General features: G+C 44.3%; 15 protein-coding genes. 14 read left to right on the forward strand and 1 reads right to left on the reverse strand.

All coding sequences use genetic code 11. The features are described from left to right. Positions 1-528: 528 nt before the first annotated feature. Entirely contained in the window at positions 529-1,611 is a 1,083-nt protein-coding gene (locus tag AABW11_RS16840; RefSeq protein WP_340106306.1) for a quinone-dependent dihydroorotate dehydrogenase, read from the reverse strand. Positions 1,612-1,831: 220 nt separating this feature from the next. Between AABW11_RS16840 and AABW11_RS16845 the strand changes: the two genes are divergently transcribed. The 14 genes from AABW11_RS16845 to AABW11_RS16910 all read left to right on the forward strand — a co-directional run bounded on the left by AABW11_RS16845 (position 1,832) and on the right by AABW11_RS16910 (position 26,024). Beyond that, complete coding sequence (locus tag AABW11_RS16845; RefSeq protein WP_340106308.1) at positions 1,832-3,127, forward strand: anthranilate synthase component I family protein; 1,296 nt, start codon at positions 1,832-1,834, stop codon at positions 3,125-3,127. A gap of 58 nt (positions 3,128-3,185) precedes the next feature. Continuing rightward, positions 3,186-4,679 (forward strand): magnesium chelatase, encoded by a 1,494-nt coding sequence (locus tag AABW11_RS16850; protein WP_340106309.1) that lies wholly within the window; start codon positions 3,186-3,188, stop codon positions 4,677-4,679. A 67-nt stretch (positions 4,680-4,746) separates the two neighbouring features. Continuing rightward, a complete protein-coding gene (rpmE, locus tag AABW11_RS16855; RefSeq protein WP_340106310.1) occupies positions 4,747-4,959 on the forward strand; it encodes a 50S ribosomal protein L31 in 213 nt (70 codons plus the stop codon). Positions 4,960-5,207: 248 nt separating this feature from the next. Next, positions 5,208-5,843: an MBL fold metallo-hydrolase gene (locus tag AABW11_RS16860; RefSeq protein ID WP_340106311.1), complete on the forward strand. Its 636-nt coding sequence runs from the start codon at positions 5,208-5,210 to the stop codon at positions 5,841-5,843. 1,984 nt (positions 5,844-7,827) lie between these two features. Further along, the gene (locus AABW11_RS16865; protein WP_340106312.1) at positions 7,828-10,998 is read left to right on the forward strand and encodes a glycoside hydrolase family 2 TIM barrel-domain containing protein; all 3,171 of its coding nucleotides are present in this window, start codon (positions 7,828-7,830) and stop codon (positions 10,996-10,998) included. Positions 10,999-11,027: 29 nt separating this feature from the next. After that, positions 11,028-12,482 carry an Ig-like domain-containing protein gene (locus tag AABW11_RS16870; RefSeq protein WP_340106313.1) on the forward strand — a complete coding sequence of 485 codons (1,455 nt, stop codon included), beginning with the start codon at positions 11,028-11,030 and terminating at the stop codon, positions 12,480-12,482. A 120-nt stretch (positions 12,483-12,602) separates the two neighbouring features. Next, positions 12,603-13,442: a glycoside hydrolase family 16 protein gene (locus AABW11_RS16875; protein ID WP_340106314.1), complete on the forward strand. Its 840-nt coding sequence runs from the start codon at positions 12,603-12,605 to the stop codon at positions 13,440-13,442. Positions 13,443-13,502: 60 nt separating this feature from the next. Further along, complete coding sequence (locus AABW11_RS16880; protein WP_340106315.1) at positions 13,503-16,916, forward strand: hypothetical protein; 3,414 nt, start codon at positions 13,503-13,505, stop codon at positions 16,914-16,916. Positions 16,917-16,948: 32 nt separating this feature from the next. Further along, entirely contained in the window at positions 16,949-18,235 is a 1,287-nt protein-coding gene (locus AABW11_RS16885; RefSeq protein WP_340106316.1) for a glycosyl hydrolase family 17, read from the forward strand. A 7-nt stretch (positions 18,236-18,242) separates the two neighbouring features. After that, positions 18,243-19,742 (forward strand): glycoside hydrolase family 30 protein, encoded by a 1,500-nt coding sequence (locus AABW11_RS16890; RefSeq protein ID WP_340106317.1) that lies wholly within the window; start codon positions 18,243-18,245, stop codon positions 19,740-19,742. Between the two features lie 30 nt (positions 19,743-19,772). Then, positions 19,773-22,124: an MFS transporter gene (locus tag AABW11_RS16895; protein WP_340106318.1), complete on the forward strand. Its 2,352-nt coding sequence runs from the start codon at positions 19,773-19,775 to the stop codon at positions 22,122-22,124. Position 22,125: 1 nt separating this feature from the next. Further along, positions 22,126-23,034 carry a glycoside hydrolase family 17 protein gene (locus tag AABW11_RS16900; protein ID WP_340106319.1) on the forward strand — a complete coding sequence of 303 codons (909 nt, stop codon included), beginning with the start codon at positions 22,126-22,128 and terminating at the stop codon, positions 23,032-23,034. A 2-nt stretch (positions 23,035-23,036) separates the two neighbouring features. Beyond that, a complete protein-coding gene (locus tag AABW11_RS16905) occupies positions 23,037-23,981 on the forward strand; it encodes a glycosyl hydrolase family 17 protein (protein ID WP_340106320.1) in 945 nt (314 codons plus the stop codon). A 108-nt stretch (positions 23,982-24,089) separates the two neighbouring features. Then, complete coding sequence (locus tag AABW11_RS16910) at positions 24,090-26,024, forward strand: T9SS type A sorting domain-containing protein (protein WP_340106321.1); 1,935 nt, start codon at positions 24,090-24,092, stop codon at positions 26,022-26,024. Positions 26,025-26,116 lie beyond the last annotated feature (92 nt).

Raw genomic sequence — 26,116 nt, forward strand, 5'->3', positions numbered from 1 at the left:
CGGAGGCCGGATAGGTGAAAAGCCTCAATACATTTTTAATTAATTTATTACGCAACCCACACATATCAACATAGAGCCAACTTTCCTCAGTGTTAAGTCAAATATAAAACGTCGTAAATGAGAATTTGTGGTGCAGTGATAGACATGGCATGTCTATCACTCACTAATCAACGTTCAGGATCGAAATCAGCCAAGGGAAAGATTTTGAGTGCTGGAGTCGAATAGACATGCCATGTCTTTGGGTGGCCGTTAAGCGACGCTGACATCCCGACCGCTGTCGGGACGGGAAAACACCGGAATGCTGACAGGTCTGTTGCATCAACCTGTCAGCACCCACTGCCCCGAAGGGAGACCTATGGGGGATCTGACAGCGTAGCTTTTTGACGCTGATGAGAGATTGTAAAAAGCCTTGACTGGCTCACTGGACACCCCTCTCTCCGCCAGCTGGCGGACTACTCCCCTCAAGGGTAGAATTAATCCTGTCACCTCTCAAATGGTGTTGCGTTGTTTTTGGGCAAAATTGGTGGCTCAGGATGTCTTAATCTGATAGACATTATCAAGATTGTGTTCTCGCAGATAAGCGTCTAATCCTTTATTAATTGTTTTTGCAATGGACGGGCCTTCATAGACCATCCCGGTGTAAACTTGTAATAGATCGGCTCCCGCTTTAATCTTTTCAATAGCATCATTGGCTGTAAAAATTCCGCCGACGCCCATTATTGTTTTTTCTCCTTTTGTGATGTCTGAGATACGAGAAATTACATTCGTGCTCTTTTCTGATATTGCCTTTCCGCTCAAACCGCCCCGTCCAATATTTTTTATTGTCGTGGACTCAGTACTTAGGTTATCTCTGAATGAAGATGTATTTGAAGCAACGTATCCGCTGACAGCAAATGACTCGGTTACATCTAAAAGCTCCGACAGATTTTCACCACTCAGATCAACCGAGAACTTGATAAGAACCGGAGGGTCAGACGCATCCTTACCGATTTCAAGATGTTCGAGCAGTTGATTCAGTAAGGCAGGGTCCTCAAAGGTTTTTCCCTCTTCGGTATTCGGACAAGAGATGTTTAACGTAATGTAATCAGCAATCGGTTTTGCTAACTCAAGGCTGAATTTATAGTCGTTGAATGCGGCCTGTCCGCTTACTGACGGATTATGTGTTTTTGCTATATTCACACCAAGGGGAAAGTTGGCTCTGCTTTGGTTTAGCCGTTTTATAACTGTTTTTGCGCCATCGTTATTCAGGCCGAGCCTGTTGATCAGGGACTGATCTTGCGGAAGACGCCAGCTTCTTGGCATTGGGTTACCTGTGGATGCATCTGCGGTTATGCTGCCAACTTCGATATAGCCAAACCCGAGGGCTTCCATTAAATGAGTGGTGTGGCCGTTTTTGTCAAATCCGGCCGCTATACCTATGGGATTACTGAACGTCAGTCCCCAAATTTTCTGACTCAGTCCCGGATAATTACGCCTGTAAATTTTTTCAATCGGTTTAGTGATCCACGATTTGCCGCTGGCAAAACTGGCAAAATCCAAAGTTATGTCGTGAGCTTTATCAGCGGAGAGTTGAAAAAGAAGGGGGCGAACGGCAGTTTTATAAATATTCATAGATAATAATAAGAGTGTCCCCAAAGTTGATGACCTGACGATAAGCGACAGGATGTATCAAAAACATATACTACACCCGTAAGATGACTACCGGCCTGCTGTAATGCTCAGAAGAGTTTGTAAAACGCATGGTGATTATTTTCGGTTACATGTAAGTTAATCAACCTCATACTAACTTCGAAAAAACTGTCTTTAATATTCTGAGTTTTACCTACTGCACATGAAAGAAGCGAAATCCATTGTTGATGCTTTATTTTCCCGTCTTAAATCATTGCCTGACAACCAGCTGCCGAGGGACATCATTATTCTTGAGTCTCAGCATGCGTATCACCCCGAATCAAATCAAACCTATGTTGCCGGGTTTTCTAAACAGTATTTAGAAGTAAAAAACGGGGCTGTTGAATGGAAAACAGCGAAAGGGTCACTCCGGGCTGATGAAGATTTATGGACGGTATTAAAGAGGTTCAGGGAATCTGCCGGCTGGATGTTTGGCTTTATCGGTTATGATGCAGCCGTACAGCCCGCTGTAAGACATCCGGAGAACGAATCGTATTATGATGCACCGGATCTGTTTTTTATGGAACCTGACTACCTGTTCAGGATTGATGGCGACGGGGTTGAGCAGCTCCTTGGTGATGACATCAACCTGAAGAACACGTATAAGTCCGCCGGCTTTTCACTACAAGATATATCTCCGGAGCTATCAAAAGATGATTATATCCAGACGGTGCGCCAAATAAAACACCTAATAGCAGAAGGTGATTTCTATGAGCTGAATTTCTCATATCCTATGACTGCCGATTTCGAGGGAAGCCCCTATGAGTTATACCGACGTATGAGGGAGATAAATCCCGTTCCTTTTGCATCATATATCGAAATTGAAGGCGGAAGATTAAGTGTCTGTTGTTCATCACCAGAGCGGTTTTTGCGAAAACAAAACAAACGAATTATCTCCGAGCCTATTAAGGGTACCTCAGCACGCAGCAGCGACGTGGAAGAAGATGCACGGTTTCGTGATGAGCTGAAAAATGAAAAGAATGAAGCTGAAAATTTGATGATAGTTGACCTTGTTCGTCATGACCTGTCTGCGGTTTGTGAGCCCGGATCAATTGAAGTTAGTAAACTTTTTGAAATTCAAACGTTCGGCACGGTTCACCAGCTCATTTCTCGTGTGGAAGGAACAATAACGGACCATGCAGATCCTGTTGATGTAATTCGTGCCTGTTTTCCGATGGGGTCGATGACGGGCGCTCCGAAAATAAGAGTGATGAAGCGTACGGAGGAACTGGAGAATTACCGGCGCGGAATTTATTCCGGGGCAATTGGATACATCACTCCGGATGGAGACTTTGATTTTAATGTTGTGATCCGATCTGCGATCATTAAAGGAAACAAACTTGTATATCCCGTTGGGGGTGCCATAACCGGGGATTCAGACCCGGATGAGGAGTGGAGTGAAACCCTGCTGAAATCGAAAGTACTTCAGCTTGTTCAAAACAAAAAAGATGTGAAATGAAGTTGAAGGATTTTAAGTTTAGATCACATCAATCAACCCACAAAACCAATTATCTACGATGAGCAATTCGATCAAAACTCTTGGTGAACTTAGAAAAAGCGGCTGGGAGTCGGTGTCAGTTAAAGAAGAGATTCGGCGGAACCTGATAAAAAAAATGCAGCAGTCCGACGATCTGTTCCCCGGAGTTTTAGGATACGAGCAGTCGGTTATCCCTCAGATTCAGCATGCACTTCTGGGAAAGCATGATTTGCTGCTGCTGGGTCTGCGAGGCCAGGCAAAAACCCGGATGCTGCGAATGCTTGTTCATTTTTTAGATGAAGAGATGCCAATTGTTGCCGGATCGGAAATACATGATGATCCATATCAGCCAATCTCAAAATATGGGCGCGAGAAAGTTGAGCTGGAGGGTGATGACACCCCCATTGAATGGGTAGGGCGCGACCAGCGGTATGGCGAAAAACTTGCAACGCCCGATACAACTGTAGCAGACCTGATTGGGGATTTGGACCCCATCAAAGCTGCATCAAAACGCCTGACACTTTCAGACGAAGATGTAATAAATTTTGGACTCATCCCACGGGTAAACCGGGGAATATTTGTGATTAATGAACTGCCCGATCTTCAGCCTCGTATCCAGGTATCTCTGCTGAATATTATGCAGGAGCGCGATATCCAAATTCGCGGGTTCAATGTGCGGATACCGCTGGACCTGTTTATGGCATTTTCGGCCAATCCGGAAGATTACACCAACCGGGGGAATATCATCACGCCATTAAAAGATAGAATTGACGCGCAAATAATCACGCACTATCCTAAAACGCTGGACATTGCACGCGAGATTGCACGGCAGGAAGCGTGGGTTCAACGGGATGGTGGCCGGGCAGTTCATATTCCTGAGTTGTACCGAGAAATACTTGCCCAGGTCGCGTTTGTTGCCCGTGAAAGTGAATATATCGATCAGAAAAGCGGAGTGTCGGCGCGGATGACAATTACCGCCCTTGAGCAGGTTGTGTCGGCTGCAGAACGCCGAATGGTCATTAACGGCGAAAAGGAAACCTCTGTGCGAATCGCTGACCTGTTTCATATGGTGCCCGCGCTAACCGGGAAGCTTGAGCTTGTGTATGAAGGCGAGCAGGAGGGTGCGGTAAATGTAGCGAAGCATATTCTTGGAAAGGCGATTAATAAAACGTTTAAAATGCATTTTCCAGATCCTCAGCAAAAAAAGAAAGAGGGGGATGACGAATTTTACAAACCACTGCTTGACTGGTTTGCGAGCGGGCAGACGCTTGAACTTCCCGATAGTATCACGAATGCAGAATATAAAAAGCGACTCGATGGAGTCGCCGCTCTCAGTGATGTGGTGAAAAAAGGAGTTAATATTGAAGACGAGAACCTTTACCCGATCAAAGATTTGGTGATTGAGGCACTCCATCAAAACTCGATGCTTGGCAAAGACGATTTGGATGATGAACGATCGTACAGCGACATGCTCGGATCGATGCTCGGCGGGATGGGGGATTTTGATGACACAGATTTTCCGGAGCGTGAATGATCATTGCAATAAATGCATCGAACTCTTATCTTATAGGTCTCTGAAAAAATCAAAAGATAGTTACGTTATGAAAAAAGGAATCCATCCTGACTATAAAGAAGTAACCGTTGTGATGAGCGACGGAACTGAACTTAAGACAAGAAGTACGATCGATACTGAAGACGGGAAGTACAAAAGCGAGGTTGATTCTAAAAATCACCCATTTTATAATAAAGACAAGAAAATTAAGCAGAAAGCTGACCGTATCGACCGATTCAACAAGCGATACAATCGTAAGTAATTGGTACTTTAAAATTTTAAAAGGATGTGTCGTATGTACGGCAGATCCTTTTTTTGTTTTTAGATCGAGTTCGAAAAGAAGTCTCCCCTAATCCTATAGGGATCCCTTTGGGACAAGGGGAGAAAGAGAGGGGTGTCCATCGGACTTTTCAAAAATATGATGAACATCCCCCTCAGTCCCCCTTTAATAAGGGGGAGTTTCTCATCTAAGATTTTTAAATCGAACAAAGATTCTTAAACCCTGAAACTATGGACATCAAGAGATTTGAAGTTGGACCGTTTGCTGAAAATACATATCTCCTGACCCAAAATGAGACATCACTTCTGATTGACCCGGGGTTTTCCAACGACCGGGAGTTTAAAGCTTTCCGGGCGAAACTGGCAGACAGCAACACCCGGCTTTCAGCGATATTGTTGACACATGCCCACATCGACCATGTTCTGGGACTACCGGTGGTACTGGATGCCTTTGATGTTGATGTGTATCTTAGCCATGAAGACCTGCACCCCTGGAAGCATATCTCCGAGCAGGCAAAAATGTTTGGCATCACTGCCGGTAATCTTGATTTTACCCCTAAAGAGCTTCCGTCTGACCAATCGTTTTCTGTAGATCAGTTTGAGATGGAGCTGCTCTACACTCCGGGTCACGCCCCTGATCATATCTCATTCTATTTTGAAAAGGATAATATGCTGATTGCCGGAGATACCCTGTTTAAACAAAGTGTTGGACGAACGGATCTGTATAAAGGAAGTTCCGATCTTCTCAGGTCATCAATCAAAGATAAACTCTATTCCCTTCCGGATGATACTGTGGTGTATCCGGGCCACGGTCCCGAAACAACTATTGGAGAAGAAAAAAAAGCCAATCCGTTTGTTACAGGCTGAAATTCGTTACTAAAAACGCCCTTCAGAACGCCTGCTCATAATCTCTCATTCGGTGTTGCTCTGCTTTTTGGGCAATATTAGTAGCTACCGGTCACAGATTGAAGAAAGTGTTGCTTTTGGTGTTTAAACAAAGATTTATCTACGAGCACATATCTAAATTATTTGAAAATGTAAGTCGGTTACGCGCTTGCGCGTCACAGAAAGTCCCGAAAGGGACGGCAGCTTAGTAGCCCCATACCCGAAGGATCACTACGTGACAAGCGCCGTGGTTTTGTCCCAAAGGGATGCCGCTGGCGCCGGCGCGCAGTGTGGGGTTAGGTAGTGAAGATAATCCAAGAGCCCCAAGGCGGGTGATTCTACAGAAGAAATGAATTCAGTCGACGGGGTTATTAAAGATCTAATCCATGGAGGCATCACGATCTGAAGAGGTGCTTTTGAAATTTAAATTTACCCGGAATACCGCACACTACCCACCATTCGCAAAACGCATAGTACTTCCTGATCGGAAAACGCATCTCGTTACCTCTCAAATGGTGTTACCCAGTTTATTTGAGCAAGATTAGTTGCTACCGATAACAGATTGTAAAAAGCACTGTTTTAGGCTAAAATCGATGTTTTTATTTTAATATGCACGTGAATTATCCCCTGCCAATGTAAATCCGGTTATGCGTGGTTTCGCGCCTGCGCGTAACAATAAGTCCCGGCAGGGACGGCAGCTTAGTAGCCCTACACAAGCGCCGTGGTGTTGACGGCGCGCAGTGTGGGGTTAGGTAGTGAAGATAATCCAAGAGCCCCAAGGCGGGTGATTCTACAGAAGAAATGAATTCAGTCGACGGGGTTATGAAAGATCTAATCCATGTATTCCTCAGGGTCTGGGAACGTACTTTTGAAATTAATAATTACCCGGTACGCCGAACACTTTTCCATACACGAAATACACGATATACGTCCAATGGAAACCTAATCCTGACAATTTCTAAATGGTGTTGCCCTTTTTTTGGGGGAAAATTAGTTGCTACCAGTGACAGATTGTAAACATGACGTTTACTCCCCATACTTTTGGACCGCCAAAAGTATGCAAAAACTCCCGGCTATGATGGCTTCCGGGCACGGTTTGCCCGCCCGGGTACACTTTGAGAATGCTCACCTTGTGAGCGCTCAAACTGATTTCTCCCGTGCTGTGATGCAACCCATGCTATCCCTCCACCCATCAAGGCCGGAAACCATTCTCCTAAACATTATATATTGAGGAGGACTGGATCTTCTCTGTCACTTTTAAAATGGTGTTGCCCGGCTTTTGGGCAAAATTAGGGGCTACCAGACAGATTGTTAAAAGTGCCGTTTTTGAGCAGATTTCAAGGATTCAAAAGCTCGGCTTCATCTACGACACCTCCAATTGTTCTGTCACCTTTTAAATAGTCTTGCCCCGCTTTTGGGCAAGATTAGTTGCTACCGATGACAGATTGAAGAAAGGGCTGTTTTTGGGCTTTAATCACAGCTTGCTGCCATCACCGACACCCCCCTCGTTACACTCATCCGGCGTTGCCTTTTCGTGTAAATTTTTCCCCTTTCGCCCCGAAGTTAATTCTTGGTGATGAGGGGATTATTTTACTGTAAACTCTCAAAAATCGGTCTGTCATTTCGTGCGTAAGCTTCTTTTGACCAGAGCCGAAAAACCTCCCGGTGCTGAGATCCATCATGACCAACTTCCCTTTCCGTTGCACACCCCTTTATTAAGTATATACAATAGAAATTTCTTCGTAAATACTTAAAGATAAGTTAATACTGGTAAAGTTGATTCTATGTTCATGAGTGCCCTTTCATAGCCAGAAAAGCGGTTTTTTAGGCGTTGTGTATATATTGTAAAGGTTGCAATTCTACAGCTGTTAAATTAATGTCGGGTCGAAGAGGAGTTGAATATCCAAAGGTTTCAGGTAGCAGGGTTAATCAACTCACGAATTGCATTAGACTAAATAATATTAGCATGAAAAAAATCGTCGTACTACTAATAGCTTTAATCGGATTCGCTTCAACATCATTTGGTCAGACAAATGAAGTAGTTGTTGAAAATACCCCGGAAGGGTGGAAGCTGATGGTTGATGGTGAACCCGAAATCATTAACGGAATGAACTGGGACTACTTTCCCCGGGGTACCAATTACGCCTACAGTTTATGGAACCAGTCCCCTGATTTTATACAGCAGGCACTTGACTATGAAATGGCTCTGCTTAAAAATATGGGTGTAAACGCAATCCGTGTTTATACAGGTATTCCGAAGCGCTGGATTACCTATATATATGAGAACTACGGAATTTACACGATGCTTAACCATTCATTTGGCCGCTATGGTGTGACGATAGACGGAGCCTGGATGGGAAATACGGAATACGGAGATTCCAGGGTAAGAGAGCTTCTTCTCAGTGAGGTGACTGAGCTTGTAGAGGAATACGAGGGAACACCGGGCTTACTACTCTATCTACTGGGTAATGAAAATAACTATGGCTTGTTTTGGGGAGGTGCTGAAACGGAAGATATTCCTGTAGAAGACAGGCGGTCCACAGTTCGTGCCCGGGCAATGTATGAGCTATTTAACGAAGCGGCAGTTCAAATGAAGGCAATTGACAATACCCGGCCAATTGCATTTGCGAACGGTGATGTACTCTTTCTGGATCTGATTGTTGAGCTGGTTCCGGATATGGATATTTTCGGAACAAACACCTACCGGGGAAAGACCTTCACTGATTTATATGACAGAGTAGAAAGCGAGTATGGTAAACCTGTTCTGCTTACTGAGTTCGGTTCAGATGCTTTTAACGCACAAACTCAGCAAGAAGCTCAGGGAGCCCAGGCCGAATATTTGTTCAGCAACTGGAGAGAAATCTACAGGAATGCTGCCGGGTTAGGCGGAGCAGATAACTCTATCGGGGGTTTTACCTTTCAGTTTAGCGATGGATGGTGGAAGTATGGACAAACCGAAGGACTCAATACACACGATACCAATGCGTCCTGGGAGAATGGAGGTTATGAATTTGATCACGTCCCGGGTGAAAATAATATGAATGAAGAGTGGTTTGGGATCATGGCAAAAGGTCCTACAGATCCTTCAGGGTTTTACGACCTGTATCCACGTGCCGCTTACTATCTGCTGAAAGATGTCCATGATTTTGAGCCCTATGCCCGGGGAGTCGGGCCGGAAGATCTGCAAGAACATTTTTCGGAGATTAATCCGATTGAAGCAGAATTAAGAGCTAAAGCGGGTGGAGGAGCCTCACAAGGCAAAGATCTTATCTCATTAAGCAGATTTTCTGCCCATTTTGAAACGTTTAACACCGGCGGCAGCGATATTACAACTCCGGATGAAGCAGATGTCTCAGAACTTCGATTTCCGGACGAGCTTGGTTTCGATCATATGCAATCGTACTTCATTGGTGTAGAGGCTAACCCGTCACCAAATATTAAAGGTGAAGTGGTTTTGAACATTCTTGGTAATATTGCAGAAAATCCTATCGATGAAATCTTTTATGAAAACAGGGGACGGGCAGTGGATCTTCTGGGTCTGAATGGTCCGGTAACGGCAGAATCTCTCAACAGAGTGGACATATATAGTGCCAGCTATACCTGGAGTGACGATCTCTTTGACCTCGAGGGTTTTTACCGAACAGGACACTACCACTGGGGCTACGAGGGTGACTTTTTTGGAATTTATCCGGAAGCCAACTACGGCGATCAGATCTTTATATATAACGGGCAGGCACCATTTGGATTTGAAATGGAAGGAAAGCAGATGTTTGATGGCTTTAAGCTGGCATTCGGCCCCCAGCTTTGGTGGGGAGCAAACCCGGCTGCAATTTTAAAATATACTACAAACATAGGACAGACCTCTGTGACGGGTATCTTCCACGAAGATATAGAGCGCCAAGGTCTTACAGGGAGTTCTTTTGCTATTCCTCAGCCAAAAACCAGGCGGCTTGCGCTTCACACTGCTCGTGAGTTTGGAAATTTTGGTGTTGAATTAGGCGGTATTTGGGCCGGTGAGCCTTTGAACGGTCGCACCTTCCAGATTGCCAGGGAAGAGAGCGATGGCGTCTTTAATGTGTATCAGGATGAAATTAAGCCTCAAGATAACTGGGGTGGCAAAGCAAAGCTGACTTATACAGCTGGCCGATTCAATTGGTACGCGCAAGGGGCGGTGATGGGATTGGTTGCCGGTGGTGGTGCAGATCAAACTATGACGTTTACCGGCTGGAGACTCAAAGATAGCGGTAGCGGTAACCAGTACAATTTTCTGTCAGGGCTGACCTATCAGATTGGAAACTTGCAGATTGCTCCAAACTTTATGTGGCAAAAACCTATCGAAGGTCCTGTACCATCTATAGCGGCTGTTGGTGATGATTATGTTAGTGGCTTAGGAGCTCCTGCACGCCCGCGTAATATTCTGGATGATCCGTTTGTGGTACGTGCCAACAGGGAACAGGTAGCCGGTGAGCTTCTTTTAACGTTTGATCCAACACCCGGCACCTATATGTATGAGTGGGACAGCGATATGAATGAAGATGCCCGCTTTGCAATGAATCTTGGATTCGTATACCGGCACTTGCCCACAACCCAGGATGCGGCGGTGGGTATCTTGCCAGATGGCAGAACATTCTTCCCATTCGGCGGTGCCCCACCGGCAGAAGATCTCTGGGAAGTGCATTCTCGCATTATTTCAAAAGTAAACAGAGATCTTGGAATCATCACCAATCTCTTTGGCGGGAAAGCTCAGGCAAATGGCGATAGCGACAGGTTGGTTTATCGTTATGGCGGTGATTTAAGAATGATTTACAAGCAGATGAAAGTAAGTTCACACGTTAAAGTTAACGATTGGGGGCCTTATGACTATCACAGAGATTTTAACCTGACATTCCCGCTTCAACTGATTGGAGATTTCTCATTTGATATCGGACGACCCGATTGGTTCAACCTGCCATCTACCCGAATAGGTGTGAGAGGTACGTGGCGATCACTGAATAGATATTCACCTCGCTTTGCTCCCACTATTAACGGTGAGGTTGTAATGGAATTCGATGATTTCAGCGATTCCGTTCTTGACAACCTGGATAACGGAAGTGAGTGGGAATTCCGAACATACATTCAAATCGATATTTCGAATTAATTAGGGCAGGAAACATGAATACAATGGTCATGAAAAATATTAAACGAACTTTTATAGTAGCACTATCACTGATGTTTGTTGCCCTGGCATGTGAACGGTCAGTAGATGGGTTGGAAGAGCCGGGATTTACAGAAAATCCGGATGTGTTTATTGATGGATTTAGCGCAGGGTTAGAATATTATCCTTTTGCTGATTCTGATCAGGATGCATTTAGCGTAGACACTGACGATACCCATGATAATACTGCTGCCTCCATGCGATTCGATGTGCCGAATGTAGGTGACCCCGAAGGAGGTTATGCAGGTGCTATTTTCAGAGATGAAAACGGCGGGCGAGATCTTACTTCTTACAACGCTCTTACATTCTATGCAAAAGGAACCATAGCCGGTACTTTAAACGAAATAGGGTTTGGCCAGGATTTTGGTGAAAACGATTTCGTTGTTTCACTGTCTAACACTAAGCTTACTACCAATTGGGAACAGTATGTGGTGCCAATTCCTGATGCATCATTGCTAACGGCTGAACAAGGGTTGTTGTGGTACGCTGAAGGTCCTGAAGATGGCGATGGATACTCTTTCTGGCTTGATCAAGTCAAGTATGAAAACCTTGAAGGGTTGGCCCAGCAACGTCCCGCCATTCAGAATGGAAATGAAATTACCCAAACAAGCTTCATTGGTTCCACGGCCATTGTCTCAGGTCTTATTTATACCGTAAACAGGGTGACGGAAGATGGTGTAGCGGTTGATGTTACCGTTAATGCGTCACCAGCCTATTATTCATTCAGTTCATCTGATGAGAGTGTTGCAACAGTTGATTCAGACGGTCTGGTATCAGTTGTAGGAGAGGGTACAGCCGAAATTACGGGTTCCGTTGCCGGCATAGGTGCTAATGGCGCTCTTATCATTGACTCGGTAGGTGAATTTGTAGAGGCACCAACACCAACAGAACCCGCTTCAGAAGTGATTTCAATCTTCAGTGATGCTTACGATAATGTACCTGTTGACTTCTTTAATGGATTCTACGAGCCGTTCCAGACCACAACGTCGAACGACTTTACGGTAAATGGCAACAACGTTCTGGGTTACGACAACTTCAACTTTGTTGGCATCGAGTTCAATCAAAACGTACCGACGATTGATGCCAGTGAAATGACTAACTTTACAATGAGTGTATTTTTTCCTGATGAAATCCCCCAAAATTCCGCATTGAGAGCAACGCTTGTAGATTTCGGACCCGATGATTCATTTGGAGGTGGAGATGACACCCAAAGCCGTGTGACAATTACTCCACCAGCTAATCCAAATTCTCCACAACCGAATGATCTGGTTTCAGGACGTTGGATTCCGATGAATATTGATATATCAGGAATGTCAAGTAGATCAAATCTTGGTCAGATAGTGTTGGATTCTGATCTTGGGCCTGGACTACAAGGCGAGTCGTTTTACGTAGATAATATCTACTTGTACGACAACTCTGCCGAGTAATATGTGTACGTCCTCAGGCCGTTTTCATCATCGATGGGTTCGGCCTGATTACTTATTTAATTGAATAAATGGCTTTCTGTTTCTTGATATTGAATACAGGGTTTTAAACACTTTAACTTTATGAAAAACTTTTTATACCTAAATATTTTCTTTTTCATCGCGGTCATCATACTACCTGGCTGCGCTACAAACAATGAAGAGGAAGAGAACGGCTTCACCGAGGTTGTCTGGCAGGATGAATTCGACGTTGATGGCAGCGTTGACGCTGATAACTGGGCCTTTGATCTTGGAACCGGCGAGGCAATATTCGGACGGCCGGGCTGGGGAAATAATGAGCAGCAGTACTACACTGATCGGCCTGAAAACATTCAGGTGAAAGATGGATTGCTTCATATCACGGCCAGGGAAGAATCCTTTCAAGGTTCTCAATATACATCTGCAAGAATACTGACAAAAGGCCTCTTCGAAAAAACGTTTGGCCGTTTCGAAGCCCGAATTCAGCTTCCTTTTGGTCAGGGTATCTGGCCGGCATTCTGGCTGCTGGGGGATGATTCCGACGGCACCGTCATTTGGCCGCAAATTGGCGAGATCGACATCATGGAGTACCGCGGTCAGCAGCCAACAATCGTTCACGGCAGCGTTCATGGTCCGGGGTACTCAGCGGGTCAGGCAGAAACGGCTACTTACAGACTTCCAAGCGGAAGATTTGATACCGGTTTTTACCTGTTTGCCATAGAATGGGGACCCGACTTTATCAAATACTATGTGGATGATGTACTCTACAATGAAATTACCCCAGACGACGTGAGCGGTGAATGGGTCTTCAATAGCAACAGTTTTCACATCATTTTGAATGTTGCGGTAGGCGGAACATTTGTCGGGCCGCCATCAGATCAAACCCCATTTCCTCAAACAATGCTGGTAGACTACATTCGGGTTTATGAATATCCGGGTGAGTAAATGGGCCAGAAAAAATGTATAGCGATAGAATTAAATATTAAAGAAAAGTAAATAGCTACTGTGTCAATAACACTTGAAGAGTATGAAAGCGAATCCTGGTTCAAAATACCGAATCACGATTCGTTGCGTCCATTTTTTATGAGTATAGTGAGTGATTCAAACCACTGGATGTTCATCTCAAGTAACGGAGGAATATCAGCAGGACGCAAAAATCCTCAGTTCGCACTGTTTCCCTACTATACCGACGACAAACTTATCGATTTAGCGCACACTACCGGCAGTAAGTCGATTGTGAGGGTTGAAAAAAAAGGAGAAACTGTCGTGTGGGAGCCGTTTTCCAAACGCGATGCCGGACGTTTCGACACGACCCGCAATCTTTACAAGAGCCGGTACGGGAACAAGATTATGTTTGAGGAGGTCAATAACGACCTCAATCTGGTTTTCAAGTACCAGTGGAATTCGAGCAATTTATATGGTTTTGTAAAGAACTCAATGCTCGTAAACCTGTCGGAAGAGAAGCGCAGTATTACTGTTCTCGACGGCATTCAAAACATAATGCCATATGGTGTAAGCAGCGATTTACAGACAAAATCGAGCAACCTTGTTGATGCATACAAACGCCATGAACTGGTGGAAGAGAGCGGTGTTGGCATCTTTGCCCTCAGTGCAATAATTGTTGATAAAGCGGAGCCGAGTGAGGCTCTAAAAGCCAATATTGCCTGGTCGATGGGACTCGAAAACCCCACTCATCTGCTATCATCCCTTCAGCTTGATAATTTCCGGAACCTGGAACCGATTGAACCGGAAACAGACGTAAAAGGTGAAAAGGGTGCCTACTTTGTTACGAAAGAAATTGAGCTGAAAGGCAATTCAGAGACCGGCTGGTCAATTGTGGCAAACGTAAACCAAACACAGGCTGATGTAGTTGCACTGAACAAAGCTATAGTCGAAAATCACGACCTGGAGGGGGAGATACAGTCGGATATCGATCGCGGCACTCAAAAATTGATTCAGCTTGTGGCGGCTTCCGATGGGCTGCAGTTAAGTTCCGATGAGTTCAGGGATGCCCGACATTATTCTAACACGCTGTTCAATATTATGCGCGGCGGAATATTTGATAATAATTATACGATTGAAAAGAGAGATTTTGTCAACTATATGAAAAATGCCAGTCATGAAGTCTCAGAAAGAAACAGCGATCTGTTCAATCAGCTTTCAGAAACATTCGATAAGTCAACACTTGATAAACACCTGGAAAATTCTGACGATCCCGACCTAATCCGGCTCGGTACAGAATATCTCCCATTGAAATTCAGCCGGCGCCATGGCGATCCAAGCCGTCCGTGGAACCAGTTCTCCATCAACACGCATAGTGAAATTGACGGGTCAAAAATCCTGGATTACGAAGGAAACTGGCGCGATATATTCCAAAACTGGGAAGCTCTCGCGCATTCCTATCCCGAATTTATTGAGGGAATGATCTTCAAATTTCTGAATGCGTCTACTTTCGACGGATATAATCCATATCGCGTCACCAAAGGCGGATTCGACTGGGAGACCATCGAACCGGATGATCCATGGTCGTATATCGGCTACTGGGGTGATCACCAGATTATTTACCTGCTGAAATTTCTGGAGTTTTATTCAGATTATAAGCCGGAAGAATTTAAATCACTCTTCAGCAGACAGGCATTTGTGTACGCAAATGTGCCATATCGAATAAAATCTTACGACGAGATTGTAGAGAATCCGAAAGATACCATTGAATTTGATGATGAACTGGATCGCCATATCAGAACTGAAATTGGAAAGAAAGGGGCCGATGGTGCGCTTTTAGGAAGTAGCTCTGAAGAGATCCACCACGTGAATTTCATGGAAAAGATACTGGCTACAGTGCTGGCAAAGGTATCGAACTTTGTGCCGGAAGCGGGCATTTGGATGAACACACAGCGCCCGGAATGGAATGATGCGAATAATGCCCTGGTAGGAAACGGTGTGTCGATGGTGACACTGTATTATTTGAGACGATTTCTGAAATTCTTTGAGCCGCTTCTTGCAGACAGTGACCTGGAAAAAATTAAAGTCTCGGTAGAACTGGCGGAATTCTTTGAGAGCATATCAGACGCACTTAATGAGCATAGCGGCGAACTAAAGGCAAGCATTGATAATAGCACCAGGAAAGCGATCACTGATAGTCTTGGGAAGGCAGGCGGCCATTACAGGGATCGTGTTTACGAGAACGGTTTTTCAGGCAAGAAATCTGAAATCGATGTAAGTGAAATCAAGGATTTTGTAAAAGTTGCACTTACCTATTTAGAGCATTCCATCGATACTAACAAGCGCGAAGATGGACTTTACCACGCCTACAACCTGATCAGTTTTGAAGACAGCGGCGTTTCAATTTCATATCTCGATGAAATGCTGGAGGGGCAGGTAGCGGTGCTGAGTTCGGACTATCTGAATGCAGAAGAATCGCTCAAGGTAATGGACGCCCTGCGCAATAGTGCACTATACAGGGAAGATCAGCAAAGCTATATTCTCTACCCGAATAAACAGCTTCCGGGCTTTTTGGAAAAGAATAATATTCCGGAAGAGCTGGTTGAAAAATCTGAACTTCTCAAGAAGCTAATATCCGACGGTAACCTCCGGATCATCAACAAAGATGTTGAGGGAGGGTATCATTTCAACGGTAATTTCAAAAACGCGGGTGATTTGAAAGCTGCCCTGAATGATATGAAGTCCTCCAAATACGGAGCCCTTGCTGTGCAAGAGGAAGATCTTGTACTTGATATTTTTGAAGAGGTGTTCAACCACAAGGCATTTACAGGACGCTCCGGTACATTCTTTGCCTACGAAGGTCTTGGATCAATTTACTGGCACATGGTATCCAAACTACACCTGGCCGTACTTGAAACATGCGTGAATGCTGCCAAAGATGATGCTGACCCGGCTGTTATGAAGCGGCTCGCTACACATTTTGATGAAGTCGGCAAAGGCATAGGGATTCATAAAGATCCGGAAGTGTACGGTGCATTTCCAACAGATCCATACTCGCACACCCCTAAACATCGCGGAGCACAGCAGCCGGGCATGACAGGGCAGGTGAAGGAGGACATCCTGGTGAGATTTGGTGAACTTGGAATGTATATGAAGAAAGGAGAACTACATTTTGAACCGTTTCTGCTGAAACACAATCAATTTACCAATGAGCAGCAAACGTTTGAACTGGTAGCTTTAGATCACACGCCGTACAGCCTAACTGTGCCCGCAAATGCATTGGCATTTACATGCTGCCAGGTTCCAGTTACTTACAAGCAAATGAATAGCAATGGCTTAACGGTTCAGTTCAAAAATGGCTCAACCAAATCATTTGATGAGCCAAAGCTTGATATGGCAACATCAGCCCACATTTTTCAGCGGACGGGCGAGATAAATGAAGTCACTGTATCAATCAACAAGAAAGAGTTGCGGTAACTCATAAAAACTATCCAGGAAACTTCAATAAAATGAAAACAACCACAACGCTTCTGGTTTTTTTGCTATCCCTTACGATTATGGCCTGTTCAAATCAATCTTCTGAGGTATCAGAGTCCGCTACAACTTCAGCTGAGGAAATACTGGGAAACCCGGAGTATCCGGCAATCTCATATAGCGGCTACCGCGGAATTACGAGAGATATCCAGCCAACCATTCCTGAACTGAAGGAAGACATGAAAATTCTTTCGGCGATGGGTATCAAAATTGTGCGGACGTACAATCTGTATCTCGATGCTGTTCCTAATTTGCTTATGGCAATTCGTGAGCTGAAGGAAGAGGACCCGGAATTTGAGATGTATATGATGATGGGCGCCTGGATTGATGCAAAAAATGCCTGGACTGATGAGCCGGAACGCATCAGGCACGAAGATCACCCAAGGAATCCGGAAGAGATTGATAGGGCTGCGCGCTATGCGAGCATGTACCCTGACATTGTAAAGGTTATCGCCGTTGGTAACGAAGCGATGGTTCACTGGCAGCAAGAGTACTACGTAGAACCGGGTATTATTCTGAAATGGGTTCAGGATCTGCAGGAGCGAAAAGAAAATGGTGAGATTCCCGAAGATGTATGGATTACCAGTTCCGATAATTTTGCGTCCTGGGGAGGCGGCGGAGAAGAGTACCACAAAGAGGATTTAGATGAGCTGATCAGATCGGTGGACTACATCTCCATGCACACATACCCGATGCACGATACGCACTACAATCCGGATTTTTGGGGCGTGCCTGAAGATCAGGAAAGGATGACGGATATGGAGAAAATTGAGGCTGCAATGGATCGGTCGCTGGAATACGCGGTGGGTCAGTATCAAAGTGTAGTTGATTATATGGAAAGTCTCGGGGTAGACAAAGAAGTGCACATTGGTGAAACCGGATGGGCTACAGTATCTAACGGCCAGTATGGCCTTGAAGGGTCACGTGCCACAGACGAGTACAAAATGGCGATGTACCACGACATGATTCGTGAGTGGTCTGATGAAAACGGAGTTTCGGTATTCTATTTCGAGGCGACTGATGAAAAGTGGAAAGATGCTGAAAATCAGATGGGATCTGAAAATCACTTCGGATTGATTACTCTGCAGTCGGAAGCGAAATACGTGCTTTGGGATGAGGTTGATGCGGGCGTTTTTGACGGTTTAACCCGTGACGGTATGCCGATCACTAAAACATTTGATGGTGACTTAGAGAGACTGATGGAAACCGTAGAAGTACCACCAACAGAAGATGAAATCGCAGCCAGACTAGAAGAGGAGTAAGATGCTTATGAATGCAAATTTAGGAGAATTACTTACAATATTAATTATAGTCACACTCATGGCGGGATGTTCGAATACAGACACACTTGAAGTCGATATTGTGGAAACATCGGCAAGTGGCAACCAGCTTACACCGGTGACCGATTTTCCCGAAGCTGACTCTATGGCCAGAATTTCAATCAACCCGGATGAAAGATTTCAGGAGATTACAGGATTTGGAGGTTCGTTTACGGAAGCATCTGCCTACCTGTTGAATGAGCTGAGCACAGAAAATCGTAATCGCATAATAGACGCGTACTTTGGGGACGATGGGGCACGATACTCGCTCACCCGTACACATATGAATTCAAGTGACTTTTCACTTGGCAACTATTCTTATGCGCCTGTAGCTGGTGATACCGAGCTCGAAAACTTCTCGATTGAAGAGGACCGCGCTGACCTCATTCCTATGATTAAAGACGCAATGGAGGTGTCTACCGATGGGTTTAAAATTATATCGTCACCCTGGACCGCACCGCCATGGATGAAAGATAATAAGCAGTGGGAAGGAGGAAAACTGCTTCCCGAATATTACGACACCTGGGGATTGTTCTTTTCGAAATACCTGACGGCATATTCAGAGGAAGGTATCGACATCTGGGGAATCACAATTGAAAATGAACCTCTTGGTAATGACGACAACTGGGAAAGCATGCACTATACCCCGGAAGAGATGAACGACTTTCTGGTGAACCATTTGGGTCCCCAGCTTGAAAGAGACAATCACGATGTAGTGGTTCTTGGGTATGATCAAAACCGTGATACAGAGATGATAGAATGGGTGGATGCCATGTATAAGGAAAATGAAGAGGCAGCCTCTTATTACGATGGAATTGCTGTTCACTGGTATGGAAGTACATACAAGATTTTTGAGGAACAGCTGCAGTATGCACATGAAGCGGCACCTGGAAAGTATATGATTCAGACCGAGGCTACAGCGGATGCCGAGGTCCCGGTTTGGAGAGACGACAGCTGGTATTGGTCGAAAGAAGCAACAGATTGGGGCTGGGATTGGGCTCCTGAGGATAAGAAGTATCTTCACCCAAAATATGTACCTGTCTACCGCTATGCACGCGACATCATCGGCACGCTTAATAACTGGGTAGATGGCTGGGTTGACTGGAATATGGTTCTCAACAGACAAGGCGGGCCAAACTGGGCAGAAAACTGGTGTTTGGCTCCGGTGATTGTGGATCCCGAACTGGATGAGGTTTATTTCACACCGCTTTACTATACCATGGCACATTTCAGTAAATATATTCGGCCGGGTGCTACAAGAATAGGATTTGAAAACAGTGATGAAAACTTGTTGCTAACAGCTGTGGAAAATCCTGATGGTTCGATGGCGGTGGTTCTGCTAAACCAGGAAGAAGATTCGAAAGGGATAGAATTAGATCTAAACGGAAAAACCGTCTCCTTTGCAATACATGGAAAAGCTATTCAAACGGTGCGTATACCTAACCAGTAATGATCGGTCTTAAATCATAAATAATAAAAAATGTCAGAGCCTAAAGCTTCAAAACAGAAAGTGCCCTATCGACATAAGATAGCATTCGGGATGGGTATGCTTGCCAATCAGATGTTTCCCGCTACCCTGGGGATATTCATGGTTGTACTGGTACAAAATCTTGGCTTTCCTGGCTGGATGTGGGGTATCGTCTATTTTCTGCCCAGGGTACTTGATGCGGTTACCGATCCTATCATGGGGTTTATATCTGACAATACCCGTTCAAGATTTGGTCGCAGAAGGCAGTATGTGATTACAGGTGCGATAATCATGGGAGTCGCCTTCACGATCATGTGGCAGCTATATGCTGAAAACTCCGTCAATTATAATTTCGGCTATTTCTTATTATGGTCATTTGCCTTTTACATCGGCTTAACCATATTCAGCGTGCCCTATGTGGCTATCGGTTATGAAATGAGTGACGATTTTCATGAGCGAACCGAAATTATGGCCGTTGCACAATGGATTGGTCAATGGGCATGGGTAATTGCTCCATGGTTCTGGGTGATCATGTATGACCCGGAGTGGTTCCCAACCGCCGAAGTAGCCACTCGAGAACTAGCTCTTTGGGTAGGAATCATTTTTGCTTTATGTGCTATGATACCCGGACTTTTTATTCCGAGTAAATCTACTGTAAATGAAGATTATGAACCACTGACGCTAAACAACATAAAGCGGAGCCTGAAAGAAATACTCAGAGGATTCAAGGAAGCGTTTTCATCTGTCCCGTTCAGAAAACTCTGTATATCTACGTTCTTCATTTTTAATGCCTTTAACACTGTTGCCGGATTTTCTTTCTTCATTATTGTCTGGTATTTGTTTGGCGGAGACGCAGGCGAAGCAGGTATTTGGACTCCACTGTTTGGAAGTGCCGGCGCCCTGGTAACCACCTTTTTGGTGATCCCGATTGTAGCTCGTATGTCAAGAAAACTTGGCAAGAAAAATGCATTCATGATAGCGCAAACGATAGCACTGTTTGGGTATGCAAGTCTGTGGTTCTTATTTGTGCCGGGAAAACCATGGCTGTTCTTGCTGGCCTTGCCATTTCACTCGTTCGGGATCGGTAGTTTGTTTGTATTGATGATGTCGATGACTGCAGATGTTATTGATTTAGACGAACTTAAATACGGAAAACGGAGAGAGGGAATATTCGGTGCCATATACTGGTATATGGTGAAATTTGGCTTTGCGATTGCAGGGGGATTAAGCGGAGTTATTCTTACCGTGGTCGGTTTTGATGGTAATCTGTCAGTTCAGCCTGAAGGATCGATCACGGGATTGAGGTTTTTCTTTTCGGCCTTGCCGATGTTTGGAACGATGGTGGCACTTTGGGTCATGCGTGATTATGACGTAACCGAAGAAAAAGCAAATGAGGTCCGGGAAATACTGGATGCTCGCAAGGAAGAAAAAGAGGCAGTTTCGGCACCATATGTTTATCAAAAAGACCGATTGCTTTCTATGACTTCTATCGATCCCAACGCAGAAGCTATTGCACCTGAGATAAGCCAACTCAGTATGAAGAAGTTAAGAAAAAGTTTCAAAGAATCATTGAATAGTGGTATTCATGGCTTTTGTTTTAGCCCCTATCTGGAAGGTCAAAATCTGGGTGATCAGCTATCAAGAGAGCAGATTGAGAAAAGAATGAAGGTTGTGGCTCCACACACCAAATGGATCCGTTCATTTTCATGTACCGATGGTAACGAATATACACCCGAGGTTGCCAAACAGATGGGATTAAATACCTTAGTTGGAGCATGGATCGATGATAACCTGGAAGCAAACGAAACAGAGATAGAGAATTTAATCAAGGTTGCCAAAGCGGGTCATGCCGATATAGTCGCTGTTGGGAACGAATGTTTATTGAGGGGAGAGCTGAGTGAGGATAAAATCATAGCGTACATCCATCGGGTAAAAGATGCATTGCCCGGAGTGTTGGTGAGTTATGTAGATACATATTATCAACTCTACCAAAACCCGGATGTGATTGAAGCCTGTGATGTGGTAATGGCCAATTGTTATCCATTCTGGGAAGGCTATGATGCCGAACATTCATCGGTGTATTTGAAAAAGATGTATGAAGTGACAAAGGATGTTGCGGGTAATAAAAAAGTAATTATTGCGGAAACAGGCTGGCCAACGTATGGGAAACCCGTGGATCAGGCTGAACCGTCAATTGAAAATATGATGAAATATTTCATCCGCTTAAAAAAATGGAGTGAACAGGAGAATATCGAAGTCTTCTGCTTCTCATCATTTGACGAATCCTGGAAAGCCCGACACGAAGGTGATGTTGGAGCGAGATGGGGACTTTGGAATAAAAATGAACAGTTAAAAGTGAACTAAAATGTCCTACAGAGAAGAAAGATTTCTTACATACACCGGCCCGGGTAAAAAGACCCATGTGGGCTATACCAAAGATATGCCCGCGGAGGAGATATCAAGTCTCTTTCACGAATTATTAAACAGCGGAATCCATGGTTTCTGTTTTAGCCTTTATGAGGAAGGGCAGGGACCGGGCCATGTTGTTTCTGAAGATCAAATAAGGCGACGGATGAGCGTACTGAAGCCTCACACAAGCTGGGTACGAACGTTTTCCTGTACAGAAGGCAACGAATTCATTCCAAAAGTGGCAAAAGAAATGGGAATCAAAACACTGGTCGGAGCATGGCTGGGAAGTGACTCTGAAAAAAATGAGGAAGAGATCGAAAACCTCATCAAACTTGCCAAAGAAGGGCTCGTGGATGTAGCTGCCGTCGGTAATGAAGTTCTTTATCGAAATGATCTGTCTCCGGAAGAACTGCTGAAAAAAATAAGATATGTAAAGGAACAAATCAGTGATGATATCCCGGTAGGTTACGTAGACGCGTATTACGAGTTTGTGAACCATCAGGAGATCGCTGATATATGTGATGTAATCCTATGTAACTGCTACCCTTACTGGGAAGGAACATCCATAGAAGACTCCTTCCAGCATATGCAGCATATGTTTAACCAGGCGAAACAGGCAGGAAACGGTAAACGGGTGATCATTACCGAAACCGGCTGGCCAAGCCAGGGAGAGGGATTGGGCGGAGCCAAGCCATCAGTCGAAAACGCTATGAAGTATTTTGTGAATGCCAACCTTTGGTCAAAAGACGACGATATAGAGATGTTCTATTTCTCATCGTTTGATGAATCATGGAAAGTGGGCAGCGAAGGAGATGTTGGAGCCTACTGGGGTGTTTGGGACAGTAACGGAAAACTTAAATACTGAGAATGAACACATTTTCCAATATAGGTATAGAACCCGGACGTGCAATTTGCTACTCGGGTTACCGCGAAGGCCAGCAGCCTGGAGGTGAAATTCCTACCTACGACCAGGTAAAGGAAGACCTGCTGATTCTTCAAGGCCATTGGACGTATTTACGGGTGTACGATTGCGCAGAACACACAATGACGATTCTTGAGGTTATCGAAAAAGAATCGCTCAATTTTAAAGTGATGCTGGGAGCATATATCAATGCCGAGATGAACAACTTTAACTGTCCATGGGATGGCGGAGTATACTCAGAGGCAAAGCTGAAAGCGAACGTAGCCGGTAATAAGAAGAAAATTCAGCGGCTCATTGATATGGCCAACAGATATCCGGAAATAGTGTGCTCACTATCGGTTGGAAATGAAGCCTGCGTTGAATGGACCGATCATTACGTGCACGAAAATAAAGTTTTAGAATATGTGCGGCACGTTCAGGAACATGCGGAGCAGCCTGTTACGTTTTGTGAAAATTACGTGCCGTGGATGTACAAGCTGGAAGAGCTTGCTCATGCCGTTGATTTTATCTCTGTTCATACCTACCCGGTATGGGAATACAAGCACATTAATGAAGCAATTGACTACACCAGGCACAATTATTATTCAGTTGCCGAAAAGTATCCGAATATACCGGTAGTCATTACCGAGGCGGGATGGGCGACGCGATCGAACGGCCGCGGAATTGAACCATCAAACGTCAACGAGAAGCATCAGAAAGTTTACTATGAACAGCTGATGGAATGGACGGATAAGGAAAATATTCTCACGTTCTTTTTTGAAGCTTTTGATGAAACCTGGAAAGGCTCGTCACACCCGGAGGAACCTGAAAAACACTGGGGATTATATAAAATTGACAGGTCGCCCAAGCTGGCTGTAAAACACCTGGCAAACAAACAACCTTCTACCTAACAGAAACACTCACAACAGCTTTTTAAGAAAAAGCTAAAAACAGAAAACCAAACAGACCATACATCGAATAAATCGCGACAAACCCTAACATATCTAAATCTTAGAATTATGAAATCAACAATATTAACAACAATACTAACATTTGTGCTTTTGGCAATTGCCAATCTGGCATTTGCGCAACAAGAAGTTGTCCAGAATTTTGAATCTTCTCCTCCAATTGCAGGTTTTGAGGGTTTGGAGTCAGCTACAATTGTCCCAGACCCTTCAACAGTAGGAAATGGACAGGTTTTGGAATTAGTTACTTCAGCAGCTGGTAATCCTTGGCAAGGTGCAGAAGTTATTCTTTCTGATGATAGCGCGCTAGATTTAACGTCAGATCTTACAGTAAGTGTAGATGTCTGGTCTAATGTTGCATTCTCGCCAATGGCAAAGGTTGAAATTACTGGATCTGCAGATGCTGCACCAGCTTCAGCTAATACTCAGAGTCACGCTGGAAATGGATGGGAAACTCTGACATTTACTTTTAATACAGGTGATGATGGAACAGCCACAGCTGATGGAATCTATAATAAAGTTGTATTCTTCCCTAACAGAAGCGCAGACGGTACAGCATGGAATGACCCAATAATAGTTGGGACGTTTTACTTCGATAATATTAAAGGCATGAAAGGTACTATAGGTGATGCTCCAAATGTACAAGAAGTTGTCCAGGATTTTGAATCTTCTCCTACAATTGCAGGTTTTGAAGGTTTAGAGTCAGCTACAATTGTCTCTGATCCTTCTGATGCAGGAAATGGACAAGTTTTTGAATTAATCACGTCATCAACTGGTAATCCTTGGCAAGGTGCAGAAGTTATTCTTGCTGATGACAGCGCGCTAGATTTAACGTCAGATCTTACAGTAAGTGTAGATATTTGGTCCGATGTTGCCTTTTCGCCAATGGCAAAGGTAGAAACGACTGGATCTGCAGATGCTGCAGCAGCTGCAGCTAATACTCAGAATCATACCGGAAGTGGATGGGAAAATTTAACATTTACTTTTAATACGGGTGATGATGGAACAGCTACAGCCAGTGGAATCTATAATAAAGTTGTATTCTTCCCTAACAGAACCGCAGACGGTACAGCATGGAATGACCCAATAATAGTTGGGACGTTTTACTTCGATAATATTACAGGCGTGAAAGGTACTGTAGGTGGTACTTCAGCTGGTAACGAGCCTGCTATAGCTGCTCCAACACCTCCATCAAGAGACGCTGCAGATGTTATCTCAGTTTTCAGCGATGCATATGCAAATATTAATGTTACCACATTTCAAACTAGTTGGAGTCAGGGAAATTTAGTCGGTGATGTTGAGATAGCAAGCGGCGACTTTATCAAGCAATATAATTTCGGTAATTTTATTGGAATTCAGCTAGAAAGCGGAATTGATCTGACCAATTTCACACACATGCATTTTGATTATTGGGTCGCAGATGAATCTGTAGGCACAGAAGCGATTTTAAACCCCAAACTATCTAATCATGCCGGCTTGCCCGATGCAGAAGGTGAAACCAATGCTATTGGTTCGGTGAACTCTGTATCTACAGTAGGTGAATGGGTTTCATTTGATGTAGCACTTGATGACTTCACATCTGAATCTGCTAATGGCTTATTGGATAGGGAAAATATTTATCAGATTGTCATGACAACAGCAGGTACTATAACTGATGTTTACATAGATAATCTTTATTTCTATAATCAAACTTCAACGAGTATAGATGGAGTCAACGAATCACCAAACAGCTTCACACTCAACCAGAACTATCCAAACCCATTTAACCCAACTACGAGCATTACGTATAACCTTCCCGCCAGCGGCGAAGTGACACTTGAAGTGTTCAATGTAACGGGACAGAAAGTGGCAACACTTGTAAGTGGAGTAAGATCAGCTGGTTCACATACAGCAACATTTGATGCATCAAATCTTTCATCAGGTGTATACATGTACAGACTTTCTTCCGGGAACTCTGTTCAGATAAGAAAAATGCTGCTTATCAAGTAATCTTAATTTGATAAGACATACGTCTAAATTTTATAAAAACCGGCCTGTCATGGGCCGGTTTTTTTTTGCACAAAATCAAAGAGGGTTTGCTC

It is taken from the genome of Rhodohalobacter sp. 8-1 (genome assembly GCF_038150125.1).
Classification (GTDB): Bacteria; Bacteroidota; Rhodothermia; order Balneolales; family Balneolaceae; genus SW132.